Here is a 16,648-nt window from a genome sequence, read left to right as displayed (position 1 = left end):
ATCCGGGTGGAACACTAGAGGATGTCTTTGTTCGGGCGATGAACCAATGATCGGCTTCCTGACGCTTTTCGAGAAGGAATTCCTGCGTTTCTGGAAGGTCAGCTTCCAGACCGTCGCGGCACCGGTGCTGACGGCCTTGCTCTATCTGCTGATTTTCGGTCATGTGCTCGACGAGCATGTTCTGGTCCATGGCGTGCGCTACACCAGCTTCCTGATACCCGGTCTGGTCATGATGCAGGTGCTGCAGAATGCTTTTGCCAATTCGTCATCGAGCCTGATTCAGGCCAAGATCACCGGTTCGATTGTCTTCGTGCTGCTGCCGCCGATTCCCTATAGCGCTTTCTTCGCCGCCTATGTGCTGGCAGCCATGGTCCGTGGTTTGCTGGTCGGCGTCGGCGTGTTGGTGGCAACCGTCTGGTTCGCCGAGTTGAGGGTGGTGGCGCCCCTGTGGATTCTGGTCTTTTCTGTCTTGGGCGGTGCGCTGTTCGGGGCGCTCGGCATGATCGCCGGTATCTGGTCCGAAAAGTTCGATCAGCTGGCCGCCTTCCAGAATTTTCTGATCATGCCGCTGACCATGTTGTCCGGTGTTTTCTATTCGATTTACACCTTGCCTGCATTCTGGCAGCGCGTGTCGCATTACAATCCCGTCTTTTACATGATCGATGGCTTCCGTTATGGCTTTTTTGGTGTCTCCGATGTGGCGCCTGAAATCAGTCTGGCGGTGGTCGTTACCTGCTTCGCCGCCGTGTCCGTAGTGACTTTGAACCTGCTGAAGCGGGGCTGGAAGCTGAGAGGCTGAACATGATGCATCCCGACCATATCAAGGAACTTATCCTTGCCGGCATGGCCTGTGACCTGCTTGAACTTGATGGCGATGGCCAGCATTTTCAGGCCTTGGTGGTAAGTAAGGAATTTATCGGGAAGAGTCGCGTGCAGCGTCAGCAGCGCGTGTATCAGACCCTGAAGGAAAAACTGGATACCGGGGAATTGCACGCCCTTTCCTTCAAAACCCTGACCCCGGAAGAATGGAGCGCACAGCGTGGATAAGTTGTTGATTGAAGGGGGCAAGGTCCTCTCGGGTGAAGTGGCCATGTCTGGCGCCAAGAACGCTGCGCTGCCGATTCTCTGTGCTTCGTTGCTGACCTCGGATCCGGTGCATTTCACCAATGTGCCGCACCTGAACGATATCTCGACCATGCTCCGCCTGCTCGGTGATATGGGCGTCGGTGTGACGATGGATGGCATCGACGGCATCGTACTCAACGGTGGCGGGCTGAATAATCCGGTTGCCTCGTACGAAATGGTCAAGACCATGCGCGCTTCCATTCTCGTGCTTGGTCCGCTGGTCGCTCGCTGTGGCGAGGCTCGTGTCTCGCTGCCCGGCGGTTGCGCCATTGGCGCCCGCCCGGTTGATCAGCACATCAAGGGCCTGCAGGCGATGGGCGCCGAGGTCAAGGTCGAGCAGGGCTACGTGCATGCCAAGGCAACCCGTTTGAAGGGCGCACGCATCTGTACCGACATGGTCACCGTGACCGGCACCGAGAACCTGATGATGGCTGCCTGTCTGGCCGAAGGTGAAACCGTCATTGAAAACGCCGCCCGCGAGCCGGAAGTGGTCGATCTGGCCAACTGTCTGGTCTCCATGGGCGCCCGTATTTCCGGCGCCGGTACCGACGTTATCCGTATCCAGGGCGTCGACAAGCTGCATGGTGCGACGCACGCCATCATGCCGGATCGCATCGAGACCGGTACCTATCTGTGTGCTGCCGCAGCAACCGGTGGCGATATCCGCTTGCTGAAGACTTCGGCGGCCTACCTTGATACCGTCGTGGATAAACTGATGGATGCCGGTTGCGAAATCACCGTCGAACGCGATGCGATTCGCCTTGTCGCTCCCAAACGCCTGAAGGCGGTCAGCCTGCGCACGGCACCGTATCCGGCCTTTCCGACCGACATGCAGGCCCAGTTCATGGCCATCAACTGCATTGCCGACGGTGTGGCAACGATTCGCGAAACCATCTTCGAGAACCGTTTCATGCACGTCAATGAGTTGATGCGTTTAGGCGCCAATATTCAGATCGAAGGCAATAACGCCATTGTGCGTGGTGTCGATAGGCTTGAAGGTGCTACCGTGATGGCCACCGATCTGCGTGCATCCGCCTCCTTGGTCATTGCCGGTCTGGTCGCCCAGGGCGAAACCGTGATCGACCGTATTTACCATCTGGATCGCGGTTACGAACGAATTGAGGAAAAACTGGCCAAGTTGGGTGCGGCGGTCAGGCGAGTGCACTGACCCTGTTGCGCCAGGGGAAATTTGTCTCTTTTCGGTCGTTGGCTGCAGAAAAGTGAAAAAAATGCTTGGCGTATTTGAAATGCTGCCCCATACTCCGAGATTCGGGATTTCCAGGCAGTGTTTTGTTCCTGCGCCGTACCACGGTTTGTCAGCTCCTCGGTCTTGGTTCTCGTATTTTTGTGGCGCAAGCCCGTTTATTTTTAAGGATGCTTTCAAATGGCAAATGGTACCGTTAAGTGGTTCAATGACTCCAAGGGTTTTGGTTTTATCTCCCCGTCCGAAGGTGGTGAAGACCTCTTCGCTCACTTCTCCGCAATTCAAGGCAACGGTTTCAAGACCCTGGCCGAGAACCAGAAGGTGACCTTCGACGTCGTGAATGGCCCGAAGGGCAAGCAGGCTGCTAACATCCGCCCGGCTGAATAAGTCGCGGATACGCCTGTATCGAAAAGCCCGGCTAGCCGGGCTTTTTTGCGTTTACGCCCGCTATTTCGGCGGTTGCGCCGGCCGGGGGCTACGCCCATAATCTTCGCTTTGCCCGACAAGACCAAGGAGAGAACAATGCTGCGCAGAACCTTCATCGCCGCCGCTGTGGCTACCACCCTGTTGAGTGCCAGCGCAGTTCAGGCGCAGACTTATCGAGCTGAATATCGTCTGTCGACGACGCTCGGTACGGCATTTCCCTGGGGGCAGGCCGGTGAGCGCTGGATTGAACTGGTCAAGGAAAAAACGCAAGGCCGCATCGTCATCAAGCTCTACTCGGGCAACTCGCTGGTCGGTGGTGACCAGACGCGCGAATTCACGGCGATTCGCCAGGGCGTGATCGACATGTCCATCGGTTCGACCATCAACTGGTCGCCGCAGGTCAAAGAACTGAACCTGTTTTCGCTGCCCTTCCTGATGCCGGATTACAAGGCGATTGATGCTTTGACCCAAGGCGAGGTCGGCAAGGATTTGTTTGCTGTCCTGGAGAAGCGCGAAGTCGTGCCGCTGGCCTGGGGTGAGAACGGCTTCCGCGAAATGTCCAACTCCAAGCGGCCGATCGCATCGCCGGCTGACATGAAGGGTATGAAGTTCCGTGTCGTCGGCTCCCCTCTCTACAACGAAACCTTCTCGGCACTTGGTGCGAACCCGACCCAGATGAGCTGGGCGGATGCCCAGCCGGCGCTGGCTTCCGGCGCTGTCGATGGCCAGGAAAATCCGCTGTCCGTGTTCGTGGCTGCCAAGCTGCCGACGGTTGGCCAGAAATACCTGACCTTGTGGCATTACGTGGCAGACCCGCTGATCTTCGTCGTCAACAAGCAGGTCTGGGCCAGCTGGACACTCGCCGATCGCGAGGCGGTGAAGCAGGCGGCATTGCAGGCAGGGCGTGAAAACATTGAAAAGGCGCGCAAGGGTATTGCCGGCAATGACAACACCGTCCTCAAGCAGATCGAAGCGGCCGGCGTAACTGTGACCAATCCGACTGCCGAGCAGCGTAACGCCTTCGTTCAGGCTACGCGCCCGGTTTACGACAAGTGGTCGAAGACCATTGGCGCAGATCTGGTCAAGAAGGCCGAAACCGCCATCGCCAAGCGCTGAACAGCTGATGTCCGATAACAATAATGCCGCCGCTTCAGGCGGCAAGCTGACGCTCGCCACGGTCGAACGTGTTCTGATGGCCGCGTCAATGGGGCTTCTGTGCCTGCTGACCATGGCCAACGTGCTGGTACGCTACTTCACCGATATTTCCTTTGCGTTCACCGAGGAGATTTCAGTAGCCTTGCTGGTGGTGATGACACTGATTGGCGCTTCGCATGCCTTTGCTACCAATCATCACATTGCGATTACATTTTTTGTCGATCGCTGGCCAAAGTTGCTGGGCGTTGCTCGCCGGTTTGCTGCGCTCTGCTCGTTGGTGATGTTTGGCTTGCTGGCCTGGTATGGCGTTTCGATGGCTTGGGATGACTACAATTTCGAGGTCACGTCGCCATCGCTGGGCGTGCCGCAGTGGTGGTACACCGTCTGGTTGCCAGTGCTTTCCATCGTGATTGTCATGCGCTTGCTGGCGCTGCTTTGGCGAGGGGCGAAGTGATGGATTGGCTGCTCTTCGGGATTTTTATTGCGCTGATGCTCTCCGGCGTGCCGCTTGCGGTTGCCATGGGGCTGGCTGGCATTGCGGTGGTTGCGGTCGCCGATCTTGGCATGATGTCCTTGCCGACCAACGTTTATACCGGTATTGCCAAATATCCGTTGATGGCGATTCCGGTTTTCGTGATCGCTGGTCTGATCTTCGAAAAGGCCGGTGTTGCTGCCACCATCGTGCGTTTTGCCTCGGCGCTGGTCGGGCAGCGGCGTGGCAGCTTGGCCATAGTCGCTATTCTGGTGGCGATGATCCTGGGCGGGATTTCCGGTTCCGGGCCAGCCGACTCGGCGGCCGTTGGTGCCGTGATGTTGCCGTCGATGCTGAAGGCTGGTTATCCGCGCTCTTTCACGGCTGGTGTCATTGCAGCAGCCGGTTCGACCGATATCCTGATTCCGCCGTCCATAGCCTTCGTGATCTACAGCCTGCTGGTGCCACAGGCATCCGTGCCGGCGCTGTTCGCGGCCGGCATGATTCCCGGTATTTTGTCAGGATTGACCTTGATTCTGGTTGCCTGGTGGCTGTCGGTAAAAAACAATTTCGAAGCCGAGCCGGCCGAGCCACGGCCGCCATTCTGGCAAAGCCTGAAGGCAGCTGGCTGGGGATTGCTAGCGCCGGTCATCATCCTGGGCGGCATGCGCAGCGGCTTCTTCACGCCGACTGAAGCTGCTGTGGTGGCGGTGTTCTATGGCCTGATTGTCGGCATGGTGATCTACCGGACGCTGACCTGGAAGGATGTGTACATCGTGCTGGTCGAGTCGGCCGAGATTTCCTCGGTGATCCTGACCGTCGTGGCGCTGGCCAGCGTTTTTGCTTGGGGCAGCAATACGCTTGGTACCCTCGATCACCTCGCTGCGGCCTTGCTCGGCACTGGTCTCTCGGAAATTCCGATGCTGCTCAGCATCCAGCTCTTGCTGCTGATCGCTGGCATGTTCCTCGATGCCATATCGATCTACTTCATTTTCCTGCCGCTACTGGTGCCGATTGCCATGCATTTCAACTGGGATCTGGTCTGGTTCGGCGTGATCATCACGATGAATATGGCGCTTGGCCAGTTCCATCCGCCGCTCGGCGTCAATCTGATGGTGACTTGCCGCATGGCCGGGGTCTCGATGGAATCGACCGTGCCCTGGGTATTGTGGATGGTGGCGGCGATGGCGGGGACGATGTTCCTGGTGACATTTGTGCCGGAATTGGCGCTTTGGTTGCCGCGTCACCTCGGGTATCTGTAAGGGGGTCTGCTAAAATGGCGCTTTCGCCTTTTTAGCAAGCCTGCCCGTGACGACCATCACCATCGCCCTCTCCAAGGGCCGCATTTTTGACGAAACCCTGCCGCTGCTGGCCGCGGCGGGTATCGTTCCCAAGGAAAACCCGGAAACCTCGCGCAAGTTGATCATCGAGACCAACCAGCCGAATGTGCGGGTTGTCATTGTTCGCGCCACCGATGTGCCGACCTATGTCCAGTATGGTGCTGCCGACCTCGGTGTGGCCGGCAAGGACGTGCTGATCGAGCATGGCGGCGAAGGCCTCTACGCGCCGCTCGACCTGAATATTGCCAAGTGCCGGATGATGGTCGCTGTGCCGGAGGGCTTCGATTACGAAAATGCCGTGCGCCAGGGCAATCGCCTCAAGGTCGCCAGCAAGTACACCAAGACGGCGCGGGAACATTTCGCTTCCAAGGGGGTTCATATCGATCTGATCAAGCTGTACGGTTCGATGGAACTGGCACCGCTGGCCGGCCTGGCCGATGCGATTGTCGACCTGGTGTCCACCGGCGGTACGCTGAAGGCCAACAAGCTGGTCGCCGTCGAGGACATCATGGGGATTTCCTCGCGGTTGGTGGTCAATCAGGCCTCGCTCAAGGTCAAGCGCGAAACCCTGCAACCGATTATTGACGCCTTCGCACAGGCAGTGGAGAAGTAAATGGTCGCCATTAAACGTCTTGCGACGGTCGACGCCGATTTCAAGGCGCAAATGGATGCGCTGCTCGCTTTCGAGGCAGCGCAGGATGAAGGCATCGAACGCACCGTCATCGGCATTTTGGCCGATGTGAAGGCGCGCGGTGATGCCGCAGTAGTCGAATACAGCAACAAGTTCGACCGTCTGACTGCCAGTAGCATGGCCGACCTCGAGTTGTCGAAGGCCGAAATGCAGAAGGCACTCGACGGCTTGCCCGCTGATCAGCGTCAGGCGCTGGAGGCGGCCGCTCACCGCGTTCGCGTTTATCACGAAAAGCAGCGGATGGAAGGCTGGTCCTATACTGAAGCCGACGGCACCATGCTCGGTCAGATGATCACTCCGCTCGACCGCGTCGGCCTCTATGTGCCGGGCGGCAAGGCGGCTTACCCTTCTTCCGTGCTGATGAATGCGATTCCGGCCAAGGTGGCAGGCGTCAAGGAACTGATCATGGTTGTCCCGACGCCGGGTGGTGAGCACAACCAGTTGGTGCTGGCGGCTGCTTGTCTGGCCGGCGTCGACCGTGTTTTCACCATCGGTGGGGCGCAGGCCGTTGGCGCGCTGGCCTACGGCACCGAGGCTGTGCCGCAGGTCGACAAGATTGTTGGTCCTGGCAATGCGTATGTGGCCTGTGCCAAGCGTCGGGTGTTTGGTATCGTCGGCATCGATATGATTGCCGGTCCGTCGGAGATTCTGGTTGTGGCTGATGGCAGTAGCGATCCTGACTGGGTGGCGATGGACCTCTTCTCGCAGGCCGAGCATGATGAACTGGCGCAATCGATCCTGATCTGCACTGATGCCGCCTATATCGACCGCGTGCAGGCCAGCATTGAAAAACTGCTGCCGACCATGCCGCGTCGCGAAGTGATCGAAACCTCGCTGACCAACCGCGGGGCGCTGATCCTCGTGCGTGATCTCGAAGAAGCCTGCGCCATTGCCAACCGCGTGGCACCGGAACACCTCGAGCTGTCGCTGGCCGATCCAGATCCCTGGGTTGCCAAAATTCACCACGCCGGTGCCATCTTCATCGGTCACTACACCTCCGAGTCGCTTGGCGACTACTGTGCCGGCCCGAACCACGTACTCCCGACGTCCGGCAGTGCGCGCTTCTCGTCTCCGCTGGGTGTCTATGACTTCCAGAAGCGAACCAGTCTGATCAAGGTGTCCAAGGCTGGTGCGCAGACCTTGGGCAAGATCGCCTCGACGCTGGCCCATGGCGAAGGACTGCCGGCGCACGCCAAGTCGGCAGAGTTCCGGCTCGAAAATTGAGCGAAGTTTCTCCCCCAAGGGGACTTCCTTCGGGGCGCGGATGAACGTGGAAACTCCCGAATCCCGAAATCGCCCGGACCTCCGGGCGCTTTTTTGGGGCTTCTCATCGGTCGGACTTTCCGGCTTCGGTGGCGTCCTTCCCTTCGCTCGGCGCATGCTGGTCGAAGAGCGCTGGTGGATGACGGCTGAGGAGTTCAATGCCCAACTCGGCCTTTGTCAGTTCCTGCCTGGGCCAAATGTCATCAATCTGGCCGTCGTCGTCGGCAAGCGCTACTGTGGCTTGCCGGGCGCCATCGTTGCGCCGGTCGGCCTGCTCGCCGGGCCGTTTGTTATTGTGCTTTTGTTGGCCTTGCTCTACGACCGCTATGGCAGTTTGCAGCAGGTCCAGTCCATGCTGCGGGGCATTGCCGCCGTTGGCTGTGGTCTGCTCTTCGGCATGGCTTGGCGCATGGGCGCGGCGATCAAGGACAAATCCGTGTTCCTGCCGTTTACGGTGTTAACGGTGCTCGCTATCGCAGGTCTCCGCTGGCCGATGCCCATCGTCATGGTCGGCGGGCTGCTGCTTTCTGGTGGCATGGCTTACTGGAAGCTGGGCCGTAAATGATCGTCGTTGAGCTCTTCCTTGAATTCGGCCTGCTCTCTTTCGTCGCGTTTGGCGGCGCAACGGCACTGTTGCCCGAAATGCATCGTGTCGTCGTCGAAAATCATCATTGGCTGGACGATACGACTTTCACGCACCTGTACGCGATTGCTCAGGCTGCACCCGGCCCAAACGTGCTGGTCGTCACGCTGATTGGCTGGGAGATTGGCGGCCTTCTTGGCGCCTTCGCCAGCACGCTGGCCATGTGTTTGCCAATGAGCGTACTGATTTATCTGTTGATCGATCGCTGGGAAAGCTTTTCCGGCAAGCGCTGGCAAAAGGCGGTCAGCATTGGCGTGGCCCCGCTCGCTGTAGGGCTGATTTTTTCTGGTGCCACTCTCATCGCACAAGCCGCTGCCTTTGGGTGGGCTGCCTGGCTGTTGGTCGCGGTCACCTTGGTCGCCAATTTGCGGACGAAACTGCATCCGCTGTGGTTTATCGGGGTAGGCGCGGCGCTTGGCTTGCTCGGAGTGATCTGATTTCCATTTTTTTCGTGCGTTGCCCGTAGCGATGCCGTTGGACACTCTGGTAGAGTTTCGCTCCAGTTGCTCACTCGGCGATAGTCGTCGGGCCTTTTCTTGGTACGGAAATCATGCAATCAAAAACCTTCAATCTCGACGAATTGACTCTGGAAGACATCGAGCCAAAACAGTCCGCGGAAAACAACAGTGGAAATGTCGGTCGCCAATGCCTGAAGTGTAGCCATGTTCGCCTTGCATCAGAGGGGGCGACCCCCAGCTATGAATGCCCCAAGTGCGGCGCAATTTACGATAAGGTTGAGCAGTTGCTTTCAGCGAGTGCGCGGTTGGCGCGCTAGGCCTTCCGTCCTTCAGGGGGAGGGCTGGCGGATCTGGGCAGCGAAATCCGGTTTTTTTGCCTGCTAGATATCGTTGTAGGGGTTTTTAAGTCCGCTGATGACTTCCTGGAAAACGGTACGAATCTGGTTTTCCTCGCATTCCATTAACAGCGCATCCTCGAAGGCGTCTTGCGCCATCTGGCGGAGTTCTTCGAGGTTTTCGCGCAACACCTTGATTTTCTCAGTGCAGGCGACAATGCTGCCGTCCGGGCGTTTCCAGATGGTTTGCATGGTGGTTCAGCCGGTGATCTGGCGCAGGGCGTCAGTCAGCGCCTTGCATTCGCCGTCGGTACCGACGGTAATGCGCAGGAACTGGTCGATGCGTGGCAGTTTGAAGTGGCGCACGATGATGTTGCGCTCGCGTAGCGCCTTGGCCAGCTCAGCTGCGTCGCGTTGGGGGTGACGGGTGAAGATGAAGTTGGCGGTGGAGGGCAGGACTTCGAAGCCGAGTTCAGTGAGTTCAGCGGTCAGCGTGTTGCGGGTGGCCATCACCGCATGACAGCATTGCGCAAAATAAGCCTCATCTTCCATCGCTGCGACGGCAGCGACGATGGCCAGACGATCCAGTGGGTAGGAGTTGAAGCTGTTCTTGACGCGTTCCAGTGCTTCGATCAGTGCGGCATGGCCGACGGCGAAGCCGACGCGCATGCCGGCCAGCGAGCGTGACTTTGACAGGGTGTGGACGACCAGCAAGTTATCGTAGCGGTCGACCAGTGAAATAGCCGTTTCGCCACCGAAATCGACATAGGCTTCATCGACGACGACGACGGAGTCCGGATTGGCCTTGAGCATCTGCTCAATGGCATCGAGCGGCAGCAGACGGCCGGTCGGTGCATTCGGGTTGGGGAAGATGATGCCGCCATTCGGACGGTCACAGTAGTCAGCCGGGTTGATCGAGAAATCATCAGCCAGCGGCAGCGTCTGATATTCGACGCCGTACAACCCGCAATAGACCGGGTAGAAGCTGTAGGTGATATCGGGGAAGATAATGGGCTGGTCGTGCTTGAGCAGCGCCATGAAGATATGGGCCAGCACTTCGTCCGAGCCGTTGCCGACGAAGACCTGTTGCGCCGAAACGGTGTGCCTCCTGGCTACCGCGGCCTTGAGCAAGTCGGCATTCGGGTCGGGGTAGAGACGCAGGCGCGCCGCATCGTCACCAAGTTCTGCCTGAATCGCCGCCACCACCCTGGGTGAGGGCGGGAACGGGTTCTCGTTGGTGTTGAGCTTGATCAGGTTGGCGATCTTGGGCTGCTCGCCCGGTACGTAGGGGGTGAGGTCACGGACGACCTGGCTCCAGAAGCGACTCATGGGTTTTCACGAAAGGCGTAAAAGTAGGCTGAAATGGTATCATGGCCCTCCGTTAAAAGCCTTTTGCAGCCTTAAACCATGCGGCAAGCCGAAATCACACGCAACACGCTGGAGACGCAGATCACTGTGCGCCTCAATCTCGATGGCACCGGCCAAGGCAAATATGCCACCGGCGTGCCCTTTCTCGACCACATGCTCGACCAGATCGCCCGACATGGCCTGATCGATCTCGACATTGAGGCCAAGGGCGACTTGCACATCGATGCGCACCACACTGTCGAAGATATCGGCATCACCTTCGGCCAGGCGCTGGCCAAGGCCTGGGGCGACAAGAAAGGGCTGACCCGCTACGGCCATAGCTATGTTCCGCTCGACGAAGCCCTGTCACGCGTGGTGATCGACCTTTCCGGTCGCCCGGGGCTGGAATTGCATGTCGAATTCACGCGTGCCGTGATCGGGACTTTTGATGTTGATCTGGTCGGCGAATTCTTCCACGGCCTGGTTAATCACGCCGGGATGACGCTGCACATCGACAATCTGCGCGGCAAGAATGCTCACCATCAGGCCGAGACCATCTTCAAAGCCTTTGGCCGTGCCTTGCGCATGGCAGTGACGCCCGATCCGCGCATGGCCGGCACCATGCCGTCGACGAAGGGTTCGCTGTGACGCTGGCTGGCCAAACCATTGCCGTCATCGACTATGGCATGGGCAATCTGCGCTCTGTCTCGAAGGCCCTCGAGCACGTGGCTGGCGGCAAGCAAGTTATTGTCACCGCCGATCCCGCTGTCGTCGCCGCCGCGGAACGTGTTGTTTTTCCCGGTCAGGGCGCGATGCCGGACTGCATGCGCGAGCTGGATGCGCGTGGCTTGCGCACCGCCGTGCTGGCTGCGGCCAAGGACAAGCCTTTCCTCGGTATCTGCGTCGGCGAGCAAATGCTGTTCGAGCATAGCGACGAAGGCAATGTGCCGGCACTCGGTGTCTTCGCCGGCAACGTCAAGCGCTTCCCCGATGAGAAAATGCACCTGCCCACAGGCGAGCGCTTGAAGGTGCCGCACATGGGCTGGAACGAGGTGCGCCAGAAACCACATGCGCTGTGGAGTGGCATCGCGGACGGCTCGCGCTTCTATTTCGTGCACAGCTATTTTGTCGAGCCGGCCGATCTGGCGCTGGTGACGGGCATTTGCGAATATGGCGTGCCCTTTACCTGTGCAGTGGGGCGGGATAATATCTTCGCGGTTCAATTCCATCCTGAGAAAAGCGCTCGCGACGGTTTGCAACTTCTGAAAAACTTCGTTGAGTGGCAACCCTGATTCGCTTCTGTCGAATTTAATCTCCTAGACTCCCATGCTGATTATTCCTGCGATTGATCTGAAGGACGGCCAATGCGTCCGTCTGAAGCAGGGCCTGATGGAACAGGCCACTGTTTTTTCCGATAGCCCGGCCGAACAGGCTCGCCACTGGCTGAACCAGGGGGCGCGTCGTCTGCATCTGGTCGACTTGAATGGCGCTTTTGCCGGCAAGCCGAAGAACGCTGCGGCGATCAAGGCTATCCTGGCTGAAGTCGGTGGCGAAATTCCTGTCCAGCTCGGCGGTGGCATCCGCGATCTTGACACCATCGAGGCCTGTATTGACGGAGGCTTGTCCTACGTCATCATCGGTACTGCTGCGGTCAAGAACCCCGGCTTCCTGCATGACGCCTGCGTCGCCTTCCCCGGTCACATCATCGTTGGCCTCGATGCAAAAGATGGCAAGGTGGCGACTGATGGCTGGTCCAAACTGACCGGTCATGATGTCGTCGATCTGGCGAAAAAATATGAGGACTACGGCGTCGAGTCGATCATCTACACCGACATCGGCCGTGACGGCATGCTCTCGGGTCTGAATATCGAGGCTACCGTACGTCTGGCCCAGGCGCTGACCATTCCGGTGATTGCATCCGGTGGCCTGACCGGCTTTGACGACATCCGGGCGCTGTGCGCGGTTGAAGGCGAGGGCATCGTTGGCACCATTGCCGGCCGTGCGGTTTACGATGGCTCGCTCGACTTCAAGGCCGCGCAAGACATGGCCGACGAGTTGGGCGCCTGATGCTCGCCAAGCGCATCATCCCCTGCCTTGATGTCACGGCTGGCCGAGTCGTCAAGGGCACCAATTTTGTGGGCTTGCGTGACGCCGGCGATCCAATCGAAATCGCCCGCCGCTACAATGAGCAGGGCGCCGATGAGGTAACTTTTCTCGACATCACCGCCTCCAGCGACCAGCGCGACATCATCCTGCACATCATCGAGGCCTGCGCCGAGCAGGTCTTCATTCCGCTGACGGTTGGCGGTGGCGTACGCAAGGTGGAAGATGTCCGTCGCCTGCTCAACGCCGGTGCCGACAAGGTGTCGATGAACACCGCCGCGGTCCAGAATCCGGATCTCATTTTCGATGCTTCCAGCAAGGTTGGTTCGCAGTGCATCGTCGTCGCCATTGATGCCAAGCAGGTTGCGCCCGGCCAATGGCACGTCTTTACGCACGGTGGCCGCAACGATACCGGCATGGATGCCATCGAGTGGGCAAAGAAGATTGATGCGCTGGGCGCCGGAGAAATCCTGCTGACCAGCATGGACCGTGACGGCACCAAGAACGGTTTCGATCTGGCGCTGACTCGTGCCGTGTCCGACGCCGTCAAAATTCCGGTCATCGCCTCAGGGGGCGTCGGCAATCTGCAGCATCTGGCCGATGGCGTCACCGAAGGTCGTGCCGATGCGGTGCTGGCGGCCTCCATCTTCCATTTTGGCGAATATACTGTCCGTCAGGCCAAGGAATACATGGCCTCGCGCGGCATCGAAGTTCGGCTCTAAATTTCTATGGCCGATCTCGACAATTCCCAGGACTGGCTGGAAGCGTTGAAATGGGACGCCGACGGCATGATTCCGGCGATTGCCCAGGATGAAAACGGTCGCGTCGTGATGTTCGCCTATATGAACCGCGACTCGCTTCAGGAAACGGTTCTCTGCGGCAACGCGGTATACTGGTCGCGTTCGAGAAAGCGACTTTGGCGCAAAGGTGAAGAGTCCGGTCACTTCCAGAAAGTGAATTCGATTCGTACCGATTGCGACGGCGACGTCTTGTTGCTGAGCATTGAACAAGTGGGCGGGATTGCCTGTCATACTGGCCGCGAAAGCTGTTTTTTCAATGAATTGAACGGGGATCGCTGGATTCCCGCTGATCCGGTTCTGAAAGACCCGAAGGAAATCTACAAATGAGCACCCATGACATCCTGCACCGTCTCTCCGAGACTTTGGCTTCCCGTCGCCATGCCGACCCGGAAAAGTCGTACACCGCCAAGCTGTTTTCCGAGGGGCCGGATTCAATCCTGAAGAAGATTGGTGAGGAATGTGCCGAACTGATCATGGCGGCCAAGGATGGCAAGCGTCTGAACATCGTCTGGGAATCAACTGACGTGATCTATCACGTGCTGGTCCTGCTCGCCTTCTACGGCTTGAGCATCGAGGACGTTTCCCAGGAAATGCGCCGTCGGGAGGGAATCTCCGGCATTGACGAAAAGGCATCACGAGGTACGAAGTGAGCGATTGCATCTTTTGCAAGATCGTCGAGGGCAAAATCCCGGCCGGCAAGGTCTATGAGGACGAGGATATCCTTGCCTTCAACGACATCAATCCGGCGCGCCCGGTGCATGTGCTGGTGATTCCCAAAAAGCACATCACTTCGCTGGCGACGGTGGTGGCGGCAGATACGCCGGTGCTTGGCAAGATCCTCGCCAAAGCGAACGAAATTGCGGTGGCTCAAGGAAGTCCGGATGGTTTCCGGGTGATCATCAATACAGGACGTGTGGGGCAGCAAGAGGTGCCGCACCTGCACGCGCATATCGTGGGCGGTCCGGAACCGGTCGGCCCCATGCTCAAACGCATTTAGGAGATAAATCATGGGCAGTTTTTCCATTTGGCACTGGCTGATCGTTCTGGTCATCGTCATGCTCATTTTCGGCACCAAGAAGCTGCGTAATGTCGGCCAGGATCTCGGCGGTGCGGTCAAGGGCTTCAAGGACGGCATGAAGGAAGCCAATGCCGACAAGCCGGCCGAGGAGGCTCAGCCGACCCAGCAGGTTGGCGGCCATACCATCGACGTCGAAGTTAAGGAAAAGACCAAGTCTTAAGTTCGGATGCGGGGCTTTCCCCCTTCCTGAGCAGGCTTTTAAACCATGTTCGATATCGGCTTTTCTGAATTGATGGTGATCGGCGTTGTTGCGCTGATCGTTATCGGCCCCGAGCGGCTGCCCAAGGTGGCGCGCACGCTCGGGCATTTGCTCGGCCGCGCCCAGCGTTATGTCAGCGATGTGAAGTCCGACATCAACCGCGAAATGCAGCTCGATGAACTCAAGAAGCTGCAGACGCAGGTGACCGATTCGGCGCGTGCCATGGAAGAATCGGTGCGCAAGGAATACGATTCGGCGCGCGGTGCCATCGAGGCACCGGCCAAAGAGGCCGTGGCCGAACTCAATGAAACCGCGAAGCTGGCTGAAGGCTTGCCGACCATCGACACCAACAGCAAGCCCCAGGCATGAGCGAAGCACCCGAAGACTCGTTTATCTCGCATCTGGTTGAACTGCGCGACCGCCTGTTGCGCAGCCTGATCGCCATTGCAGTCGTTCTTGGTATTCTGTGTATTTACCCAGGGCCGGGCGAAATCTACGACATCCTTGCCGCACCGTTAACCAAGGCCTTGCCGGAAGGCACCAAGATGGTCGCCATCGGCGTCATCACGCCGTTCATGGTGCCGCTAAAGGTGACGGCGATGGTCGCTTTCATAATGGCGCTGCCGTTCATTCTTTACCAGGCCTGGGCCTTCATCGCTCCGGGTCTCTATGCTCACGAAAAGCGCCTGGGCATTCCGCTGATCATTTCGAGCACGCTGTTGTTTGTGGCCGGTATGTCATTCTGCTACTTCTTCGTCTTCGGACAGGTATTCAGCTTCATTAACAGCTTTGCCCCGAAGAGCATTACGCCTGCACCAGATATCGAGGCCTACCTGTCCTTCGTGATGACCATGTTCCTGGCCTTCGGTATTGCCTTTGAGGTGCCAGTTGCCTTGGTTGTGCTGGTCAAGCTGGGTGTGGTTTCGGTCGAGAAATTGAAGGAGTGGCGCTCCTACTTTATCGTCGGTGCCTTTATCGTTGCTGCCGTGGTGACGCCACCGGATGTCGTTTCGCAACTTGCACTGGCCATCCCGATGTGCCTGCTTTACGAACTGGGAATCCTCGCCGCACGCTTTGTGTCGGCACCTCGACCGGTCGAGGCTCCGGCAGAGGTGACTCCGGAAAAGTCAGCCGAAATGGATAGCGAGATGGCCAAGGCTGAAGAGGACTTCCGCAAGCTGTCTGAGCACTGACCAGCGAATCAGGCCGGTTTTTTGACCGGCCCTGGACGCGTCGGCAAGGTCTTGACCGGCGCGCCTTCCTCGAACCACCACAGCGTTCCCGGCGGCATGTCGGTCCAGGCTTCGTTGTCAGTCAAGGGAAACGTGGCAATGACGGCGACGCGATCGTTTGGTGAGGTGACATCGCTGAAATCGACGGTCACGTCCTGATCCTTCAGATGGGCCTGGGCGAACGGTGCCTGGCGGACGATGTGGCTGAGTTTGGTCGAGGCGTGCGCGAACAGGCAGTCGCCGTTCGAGAGCAGGAAATTGAACTCGCCGTGCCGGGAAATTTCCAGCGTCAGGGCATGAATGGCGTCGAACAAGGCGCTGCTTTCCGGCACGCTGCTGCCAAAGCGGCGGCGCAATTCCTGCAGTAGCCAGCAGAAGGCCCGCTCGCTGTCGGTCAGGCCGACGGGAACGAAGCTGCCATCCAGTTCCGGCGTGAAGTCGAACAGGTTGCCGTTATGGGCAAAAATCCAGTATCGCCCCCACAGCTCACGCATGAAGGGGTGGGTATTTTCCAGGCCGACTGAGCCTTGCGTCGCCTTGCGGATATGGGCGATGACATTCTTCGAGCGGATCGGGTATTGGCGGACCAGTTCGGCGACCGGTGAGGTGCTCGAGGGCTGCGGGTCGAGGAAAAGGCGGGTGCCCTTGCCTTCGAAGAACGCGATGCCCCAGCCATCGGAATGCACGTCAGTCGCACCACCCCGCGCCTGAAACCCGCTGAAGGAAAAGCAGATATCCGTCGGGACATTGCAGTTCATGCCCAGCAGTTGGCACATC

24 protein-coding genes are annotated in these 16,648 nt (G+C 58.6%); 21 read left to right on the top strand and 3 right to left on the bottom strand.

Annotated features, from left to right (window positions below; genetic code table 11):
- The first annotated feature begins 46 nt into the window (after window positions 1–46).
- From DARO_RS17350 to DARO_RS17300, 11 genes are all read left to right on the top strand, one after another.
- Window positions 47–799 (top strand): ABC transporter permease, encoded by a 753-nt coding sequence (locus DARO_RS17350; protein ID WP_011289120.1) that lies wholly within the window; start codon window positions 47–49, stop codon window positions 797–799.
- A 2-nt stretch (window positions 800–801) separates the two neighbouring features.
- Complete coding sequence (locus DARO_RS17345; protein ID WP_011289119.1) at window positions 802–1,047, top strand: BolA/IbaG family iron-sulfur metabolism protein; 246 nt, start codon at window positions 802–804, stop codon at window positions 1,045–1,047.
- Entirely contained in the window at window positions 1,040–2,293 is a 1,254-nt protein-coding gene (gene murA, locus DARO_RS17340) for a UDP-N-acetylglucosamine 1-carboxyvinyltransferase (protein ID WP_011289118.1), read from the top strand. Before DARO_RS17345 ends, murA begins: the two co-directional genes overlap by 8 nt.
- Window positions 2,294–2,509: 216 nt before the next feature.
- Window positions 2,510–2,716 (top strand): cold-shock protein, encoded by a 207-nt coding sequence (locus DARO_RS17335; RefSeq protein ID WP_011289117.1) that lies wholly within the window; start codon window positions 2,510–2,512, stop codon window positions 2,714–2,716.
- Window positions 2,717–2,851: 135 nt separating this feature from the next.
- Entirely contained in the window at window positions 2,852–3,871 is a 1,020-nt protein-coding gene (locus DARO_RS17330) for a DctP family TRAP transporter solute-binding subunit (protein WP_011289116.1), read from the top strand.
- Between the two features lie 7 nt (window positions 3,872–3,878).
- The gene (locus DARO_RS17325; RefSeq protein WP_011289115.1) at window positions 3,879–4,364 is read left to right on the top strand and encodes a TRAP transporter small permease; all 486 of its coding nucleotides are present in this window, start codon (window positions 3,879–3,881) and stop codon (window positions 4,362–4,364) included.
- Window positions 4,364–5,644 carry a TRAP transporter large permease gene (locus tag DARO_RS17320; RefSeq protein WP_011289114.1) on the top strand — a complete coding sequence of 427 codons (1,281 nt, stop codon included), beginning with the start codon at window positions 4,364–4,366 and terminating at the stop codon, window positions 5,642–5,644. Before DARO_RS17325 ends, DARO_RS17320 begins: the two co-directional genes overlap by 1 nt.
- Before the next feature lie 46 nt (window positions 5,645–5,690).
- On the top strand, window positions 5,691–6,335 hold the full coding sequence (gene hisG, locus DARO_RS17315; protein WP_011289113.1) for an ATP phosphoribosyltransferase: 645 nt from the start codon (window positions 5,691–5,693) through the stop codon (window positions 6,333–6,335).
- Window positions 6,336–7,637: a histidinol dehydrogenase gene (hisD, locus tag DARO_RS17310; protein ID WP_011289112.1), complete on the top strand. Its 1,302-nt coding sequence runs from the start codon at window positions 6,336–6,338 to the stop codon at window positions 7,635–7,637.
- A 40-nt stretch (window positions 7,638–7,677) separates the two neighbouring features.
- Entirely contained in the window at window positions 7,678–8,241 is a 564-nt protein-coding gene (locus DARO_RS17305) for a chromate transporter (protein WP_011289111.1), read from the top strand.
- Window positions 8,238–8,756, top strand: a complete 519-nt coding sequence (locus tag DARO_RS17300) for a chromate transporter (RefSeq protein ID WP_011289110.1) — start codon at window positions 8,238–8,240, stop codon at window positions 8,754–8,756. The genes DARO_RS17305 and DARO_RS17300 overlap by 4 nt, the downstream gene beginning before the upstream one ends.
- A gap of 401 nt (window positions 8,757–9,157) precedes the next feature.
- Here the strand turns inward: DARO_RS17300 and DARO_RS17295 are convergent, their stop codons facing one another.
- Both DARO_RS17295 and hisC read right to left on the bottom strand, forming a co-directional pair.
- The gene (locus DARO_RS17295; RefSeq protein ID WP_011289109.1) at window positions 9,158–9,364 is read right to left on the bottom strand and encodes a hypothetical protein; all 207 of its coding nucleotides are present in this window, start codon (window positions 9,362–9,364) and stop codon (window positions 9,158–9,160) included.
- A 6-nt stretch (window positions 9,365–9,370) separates the two neighbouring features.
- Window positions 9,371–10,441 carry a histidinol-phosphate transaminase gene (gene hisC, locus DARO_RS17290; RefSeq protein WP_011289108.1) on the bottom strand — a complete coding sequence of 357 codons (1,071 nt, stop codon included), beginning with the start codon at window positions 10,439–10,441 and terminating at the stop codon, window positions 9,371–9,373.
- Window positions 10,442–10,519: 78 nt separating this feature from the next.
- Between hisC and hisB the strand changes: the two genes are divergently transcribed.
- From hisB to tatC, 10 genes are read left to right on the top strand one after another with little or no spacing between them, the layout of a single operon-like run.
- On the top strand, window positions 10,520–11,107 hold the full coding sequence (gene hisB / locus DARO_RS17285; RefSeq protein WP_011289107.1) for an imidazoleglycerol-phosphate dehydratase HisB: 588 nt from the start codon (window positions 10,520–10,522) through the stop codon (window positions 11,105–11,107).
- Complete coding sequence (gene hisH / locus DARO_RS17280; RefSeq protein WP_011289106.1) at window positions 11,104–11,751, top strand: imidazole glycerol phosphate synthase subunit HisH; 648 nt, start codon at window positions 11,104–11,106, stop codon at window positions 11,749–11,751. The genes hisB and hisH overlap by 4 nt, the downstream gene beginning before the upstream one ends.
- A 34-nt stretch (window positions 11,752–11,785) precedes the next feature.
- Entirely contained in the window at window positions 11,786–12,526 is a 741-nt protein-coding gene (gene hisA, locus DARO_RS17275) for a 1-(5-phosphoribosyl)-5-[(5-phosphoribosylamino)methylideneamino]imidazole-4-carboxamide isomerase (protein ID WP_011289105.1), read from the top strand.
- Window positions 12,526–13,284: an imidazole glycerol phosphate synthase subunit HisF gene (hisF, locus tag DARO_RS17270; protein ID WP_011289104.1), complete on the top strand. Its 759-nt coding sequence runs from the start codon at window positions 12,526–12,528 to the stop codon at window positions 13,282–13,284. Before hisA ends, hisF begins: the two co-directional genes overlap by 1 nt.
- 6 nt (window positions 13,285–13,290) lie before the next feature.
- Complete coding sequence (gene hisI / locus DARO_RS17265; protein ID WP_011289103.1) at window positions 13,291–13,689, top strand: phosphoribosyl-AMP cyclohydrolase; 399 nt, start codon at window positions 13,291–13,293, stop codon at window positions 13,687–13,689.
- Complete coding sequence (locus DARO_RS17260; RefSeq protein WP_011289102.1) at window positions 13,686–14,012, top strand: phosphoribosyl-ATP diphosphatase; 327 nt, start codon at window positions 13,686–13,688, stop codon at window positions 14,010–14,012. Before hisI ends, DARO_RS17260 begins: the two co-directional genes overlap by 4 nt.
- Window positions 14,009–14,359 (top strand): histidine triad nucleotide-binding protein, encoded by a 351-nt coding sequence (locus tag DARO_RS17255; RefSeq protein WP_011289101.1) that lies wholly within the window; start codon window positions 14,009–14,011, stop codon window positions 14,357–14,359. The genes DARO_RS17260 and DARO_RS17255 overlap by 4 nt, the downstream gene beginning before the upstream one ends.
- A 10-nt stretch (window positions 14,360–14,369) precedes the next feature.
- Window positions 14,370–14,600, top strand: coding sequence for a Sec-independent protein translocase subunit TatA (gene tatA, locus DARO_RS17250; protein ID WP_011289100.1), 231 nt, complete (start codon window positions 14,370–14,372; stop codon window positions 14,598–14,600).
- Between the two features lie 45 nt (window positions 14,601–14,645).
- On the top strand, window positions 14,646–15,008 hold the full coding sequence (gene tatB / locus DARO_RS17245; protein ID WP_011289099.1) for a Sec-independent protein translocase protein TatB: 363 nt from the start codon (window positions 14,646–14,648) through the stop codon (window positions 15,006–15,008).
- Window positions 15,005–15,832, top strand: a complete 828-nt coding sequence (gene tatC / locus DARO_RS17240) for a twin-arginine translocase subunit TatC (protein ID WP_011289098.1) — start codon at window positions 15,005–15,007, stop codon at window positions 15,830–15,832. The genes tatB and tatC overlap by 4 nt, the downstream gene beginning before the upstream one ends.
- Before the next feature lie 8 nt (window positions 15,833–15,840).
- Here tatC and DARO_RS17235 read toward each other — a convergent pair whose 3' ends face one another.
- Window positions 15,841–16,647: a class II glutamine amidotransferase gene (locus DARO_RS17235; protein WP_011289097.1), complete on the bottom strand. Its 807-nt coding sequence runs from the start codon at window positions 16,645–16,647 to the stop codon at window positions 15,841–15,843.
- Window position 16,648 lies beyond the last annotated feature (1 nt).

The organism is Dechloromonas aromatica RCB (assembly GCF_000012425.1).
This window is presented reverse-complemented; position numbering and strand designations above follow the sequence as displayed.

What these genes read in the sequence shown, in the direction of transcription:
- DARO_RS17350 (WP_011289120.1), top strand. Translation starts at nt 47, where the DNA reads ATGATCGGCTTCCTGACGCTTTTCGAGAAGGAATTCCTGCGTTTCTGG.
- DARO_RS17345 (WP_011289119.1), top strand. Translation starts at nt 802, where the DNA reads ATGATGCATCCCGACCATATCAAGGAACTTATCCTTGCCGGCATGGCC.
- DARO_RS17335 (WP_011289117.1), top strand. Translation starts at nt 2,510, where the DNA reads ATGGCAAATGGTACCGTTAAGTGGTTCAATGACTCCAAGGGTTTTGGT.
- DARO_RS17330 (WP_011289116.1), top strand. Translation starts at nt 2,852, where the DNA reads ATGCTGCGCAGAACCTTCATCGCCGCCGCTGTGGCTACCACCCTGTTG.
- DARO_RS17325 (WP_011289115.1), top strand. Translation starts at nt 3,879, where the DNA reads ATGTCCGATAACAATAATGCCGCCGCTTCAGGCGGCAAGCTGACGCTC.
- DARO_RS17320 (WP_011289114.1), top strand. Translation starts at nt 4,364, where the DNA reads ATGGATTGGCTGCTCTTCGGGATTTTTATTGCGCTGATGCTCTCCGGC.
- hisD (WP_011289112.1), top strand. Translation starts at nt 6,336, where the DNA reads ATGGTCGCCATTAAACGTCTTGCGACGGTCGACGCCGATTTCAAGGCG.
- DARO_RS17305 (WP_011289111.1), top strand. Translation starts at nt 7,678, where the DNA reads ATGAACGTGGAAACTCCCGAATCCCGAAATCGCCCGGACCTCCGGGCG.
- DARO_RS17300 (WP_011289110.1), top strand. Translation starts at nt 8,238, where the DNA reads ATGATCGTCGTTGAGCTCTTCCTTGAATTCGGCCTGCTCTCTTTCGTC.
- DARO_RS17295 (WP_011289109.1), bottom strand. Translation starts at nt 9,364, where the DNA reads ATGCAAACCATCTGGAAACGCCCGGACGGCAGCATTGTCGCCTGCACT.
- hisC (WP_011289108.1), bottom strand. Translation starts at nt 10,441, where the DNA reads ATGAGTCGCTTCTGGAGCCAGGTCGTCCGTGACCTCACCCCCTACGTA.
- hisB (WP_011289107.1), top strand. Translation starts at nt 10,520, where the DNA reads ATGCGGCAAGCCGAAATCACACGCAACACGCTGGAGACGCAGATCACT.
- hisA (WP_011289105.1), top strand. Translation starts at nt 11,786, where the DNA reads ATGCTGATTATTCCTGCGATTGATCTGAAGGACGGCCAATGCGTCCGT.
- hisF (WP_011289104.1), top strand. Translation starts at nt 12,526, where the DNA reads ATGCTCGCCAAGCGCATCATCCCCTGCCTTGATGTCACGGCTGGCCGA.
- hisI (WP_011289103.1), top strand. Translation starts at nt 13,291, where the DNA reads ATGGCCGATCTCGACAATTCCCAGGACTGGCTGGAAGCGTTGAAATGG.
- DARO_RS17260 (WP_011289102.1), top strand. Translation starts at nt 13,686, where the DNA reads ATGAGCACCCATGACATCCTGCACCGTCTCTCCGAGACTTTGGCTTCC.
- tatA (WP_011289100.1), top strand. Translation starts at nt 14,370, where the DNA reads ATGGGCAGTTTTTCCATTTGGCACTGGCTGATCGTTCTGGTCATCGTC.
- tatB (WP_011289099.1), top strand. Translation starts at nt 14,646, where the DNA reads ATGTTCGATATCGGCTTTTCTGAATTGATGGTGATCGGCGTTGTTGCG.
- tatC (WP_011289098.1), top strand. Translation starts at nt 15,005, where the DNA reads ATGAGCGAAGCACCCGAAGACTCGTTTATCTCGCATCTGGTTGAACTG.
- DARO_RS17235 (WP_011289097.1), bottom strand. Translation starts at nt 16,647, where the DNA reads ATGTGCCAACTGCTGGGCATGAACTGCAATGTCCCGACGGATATCTGC.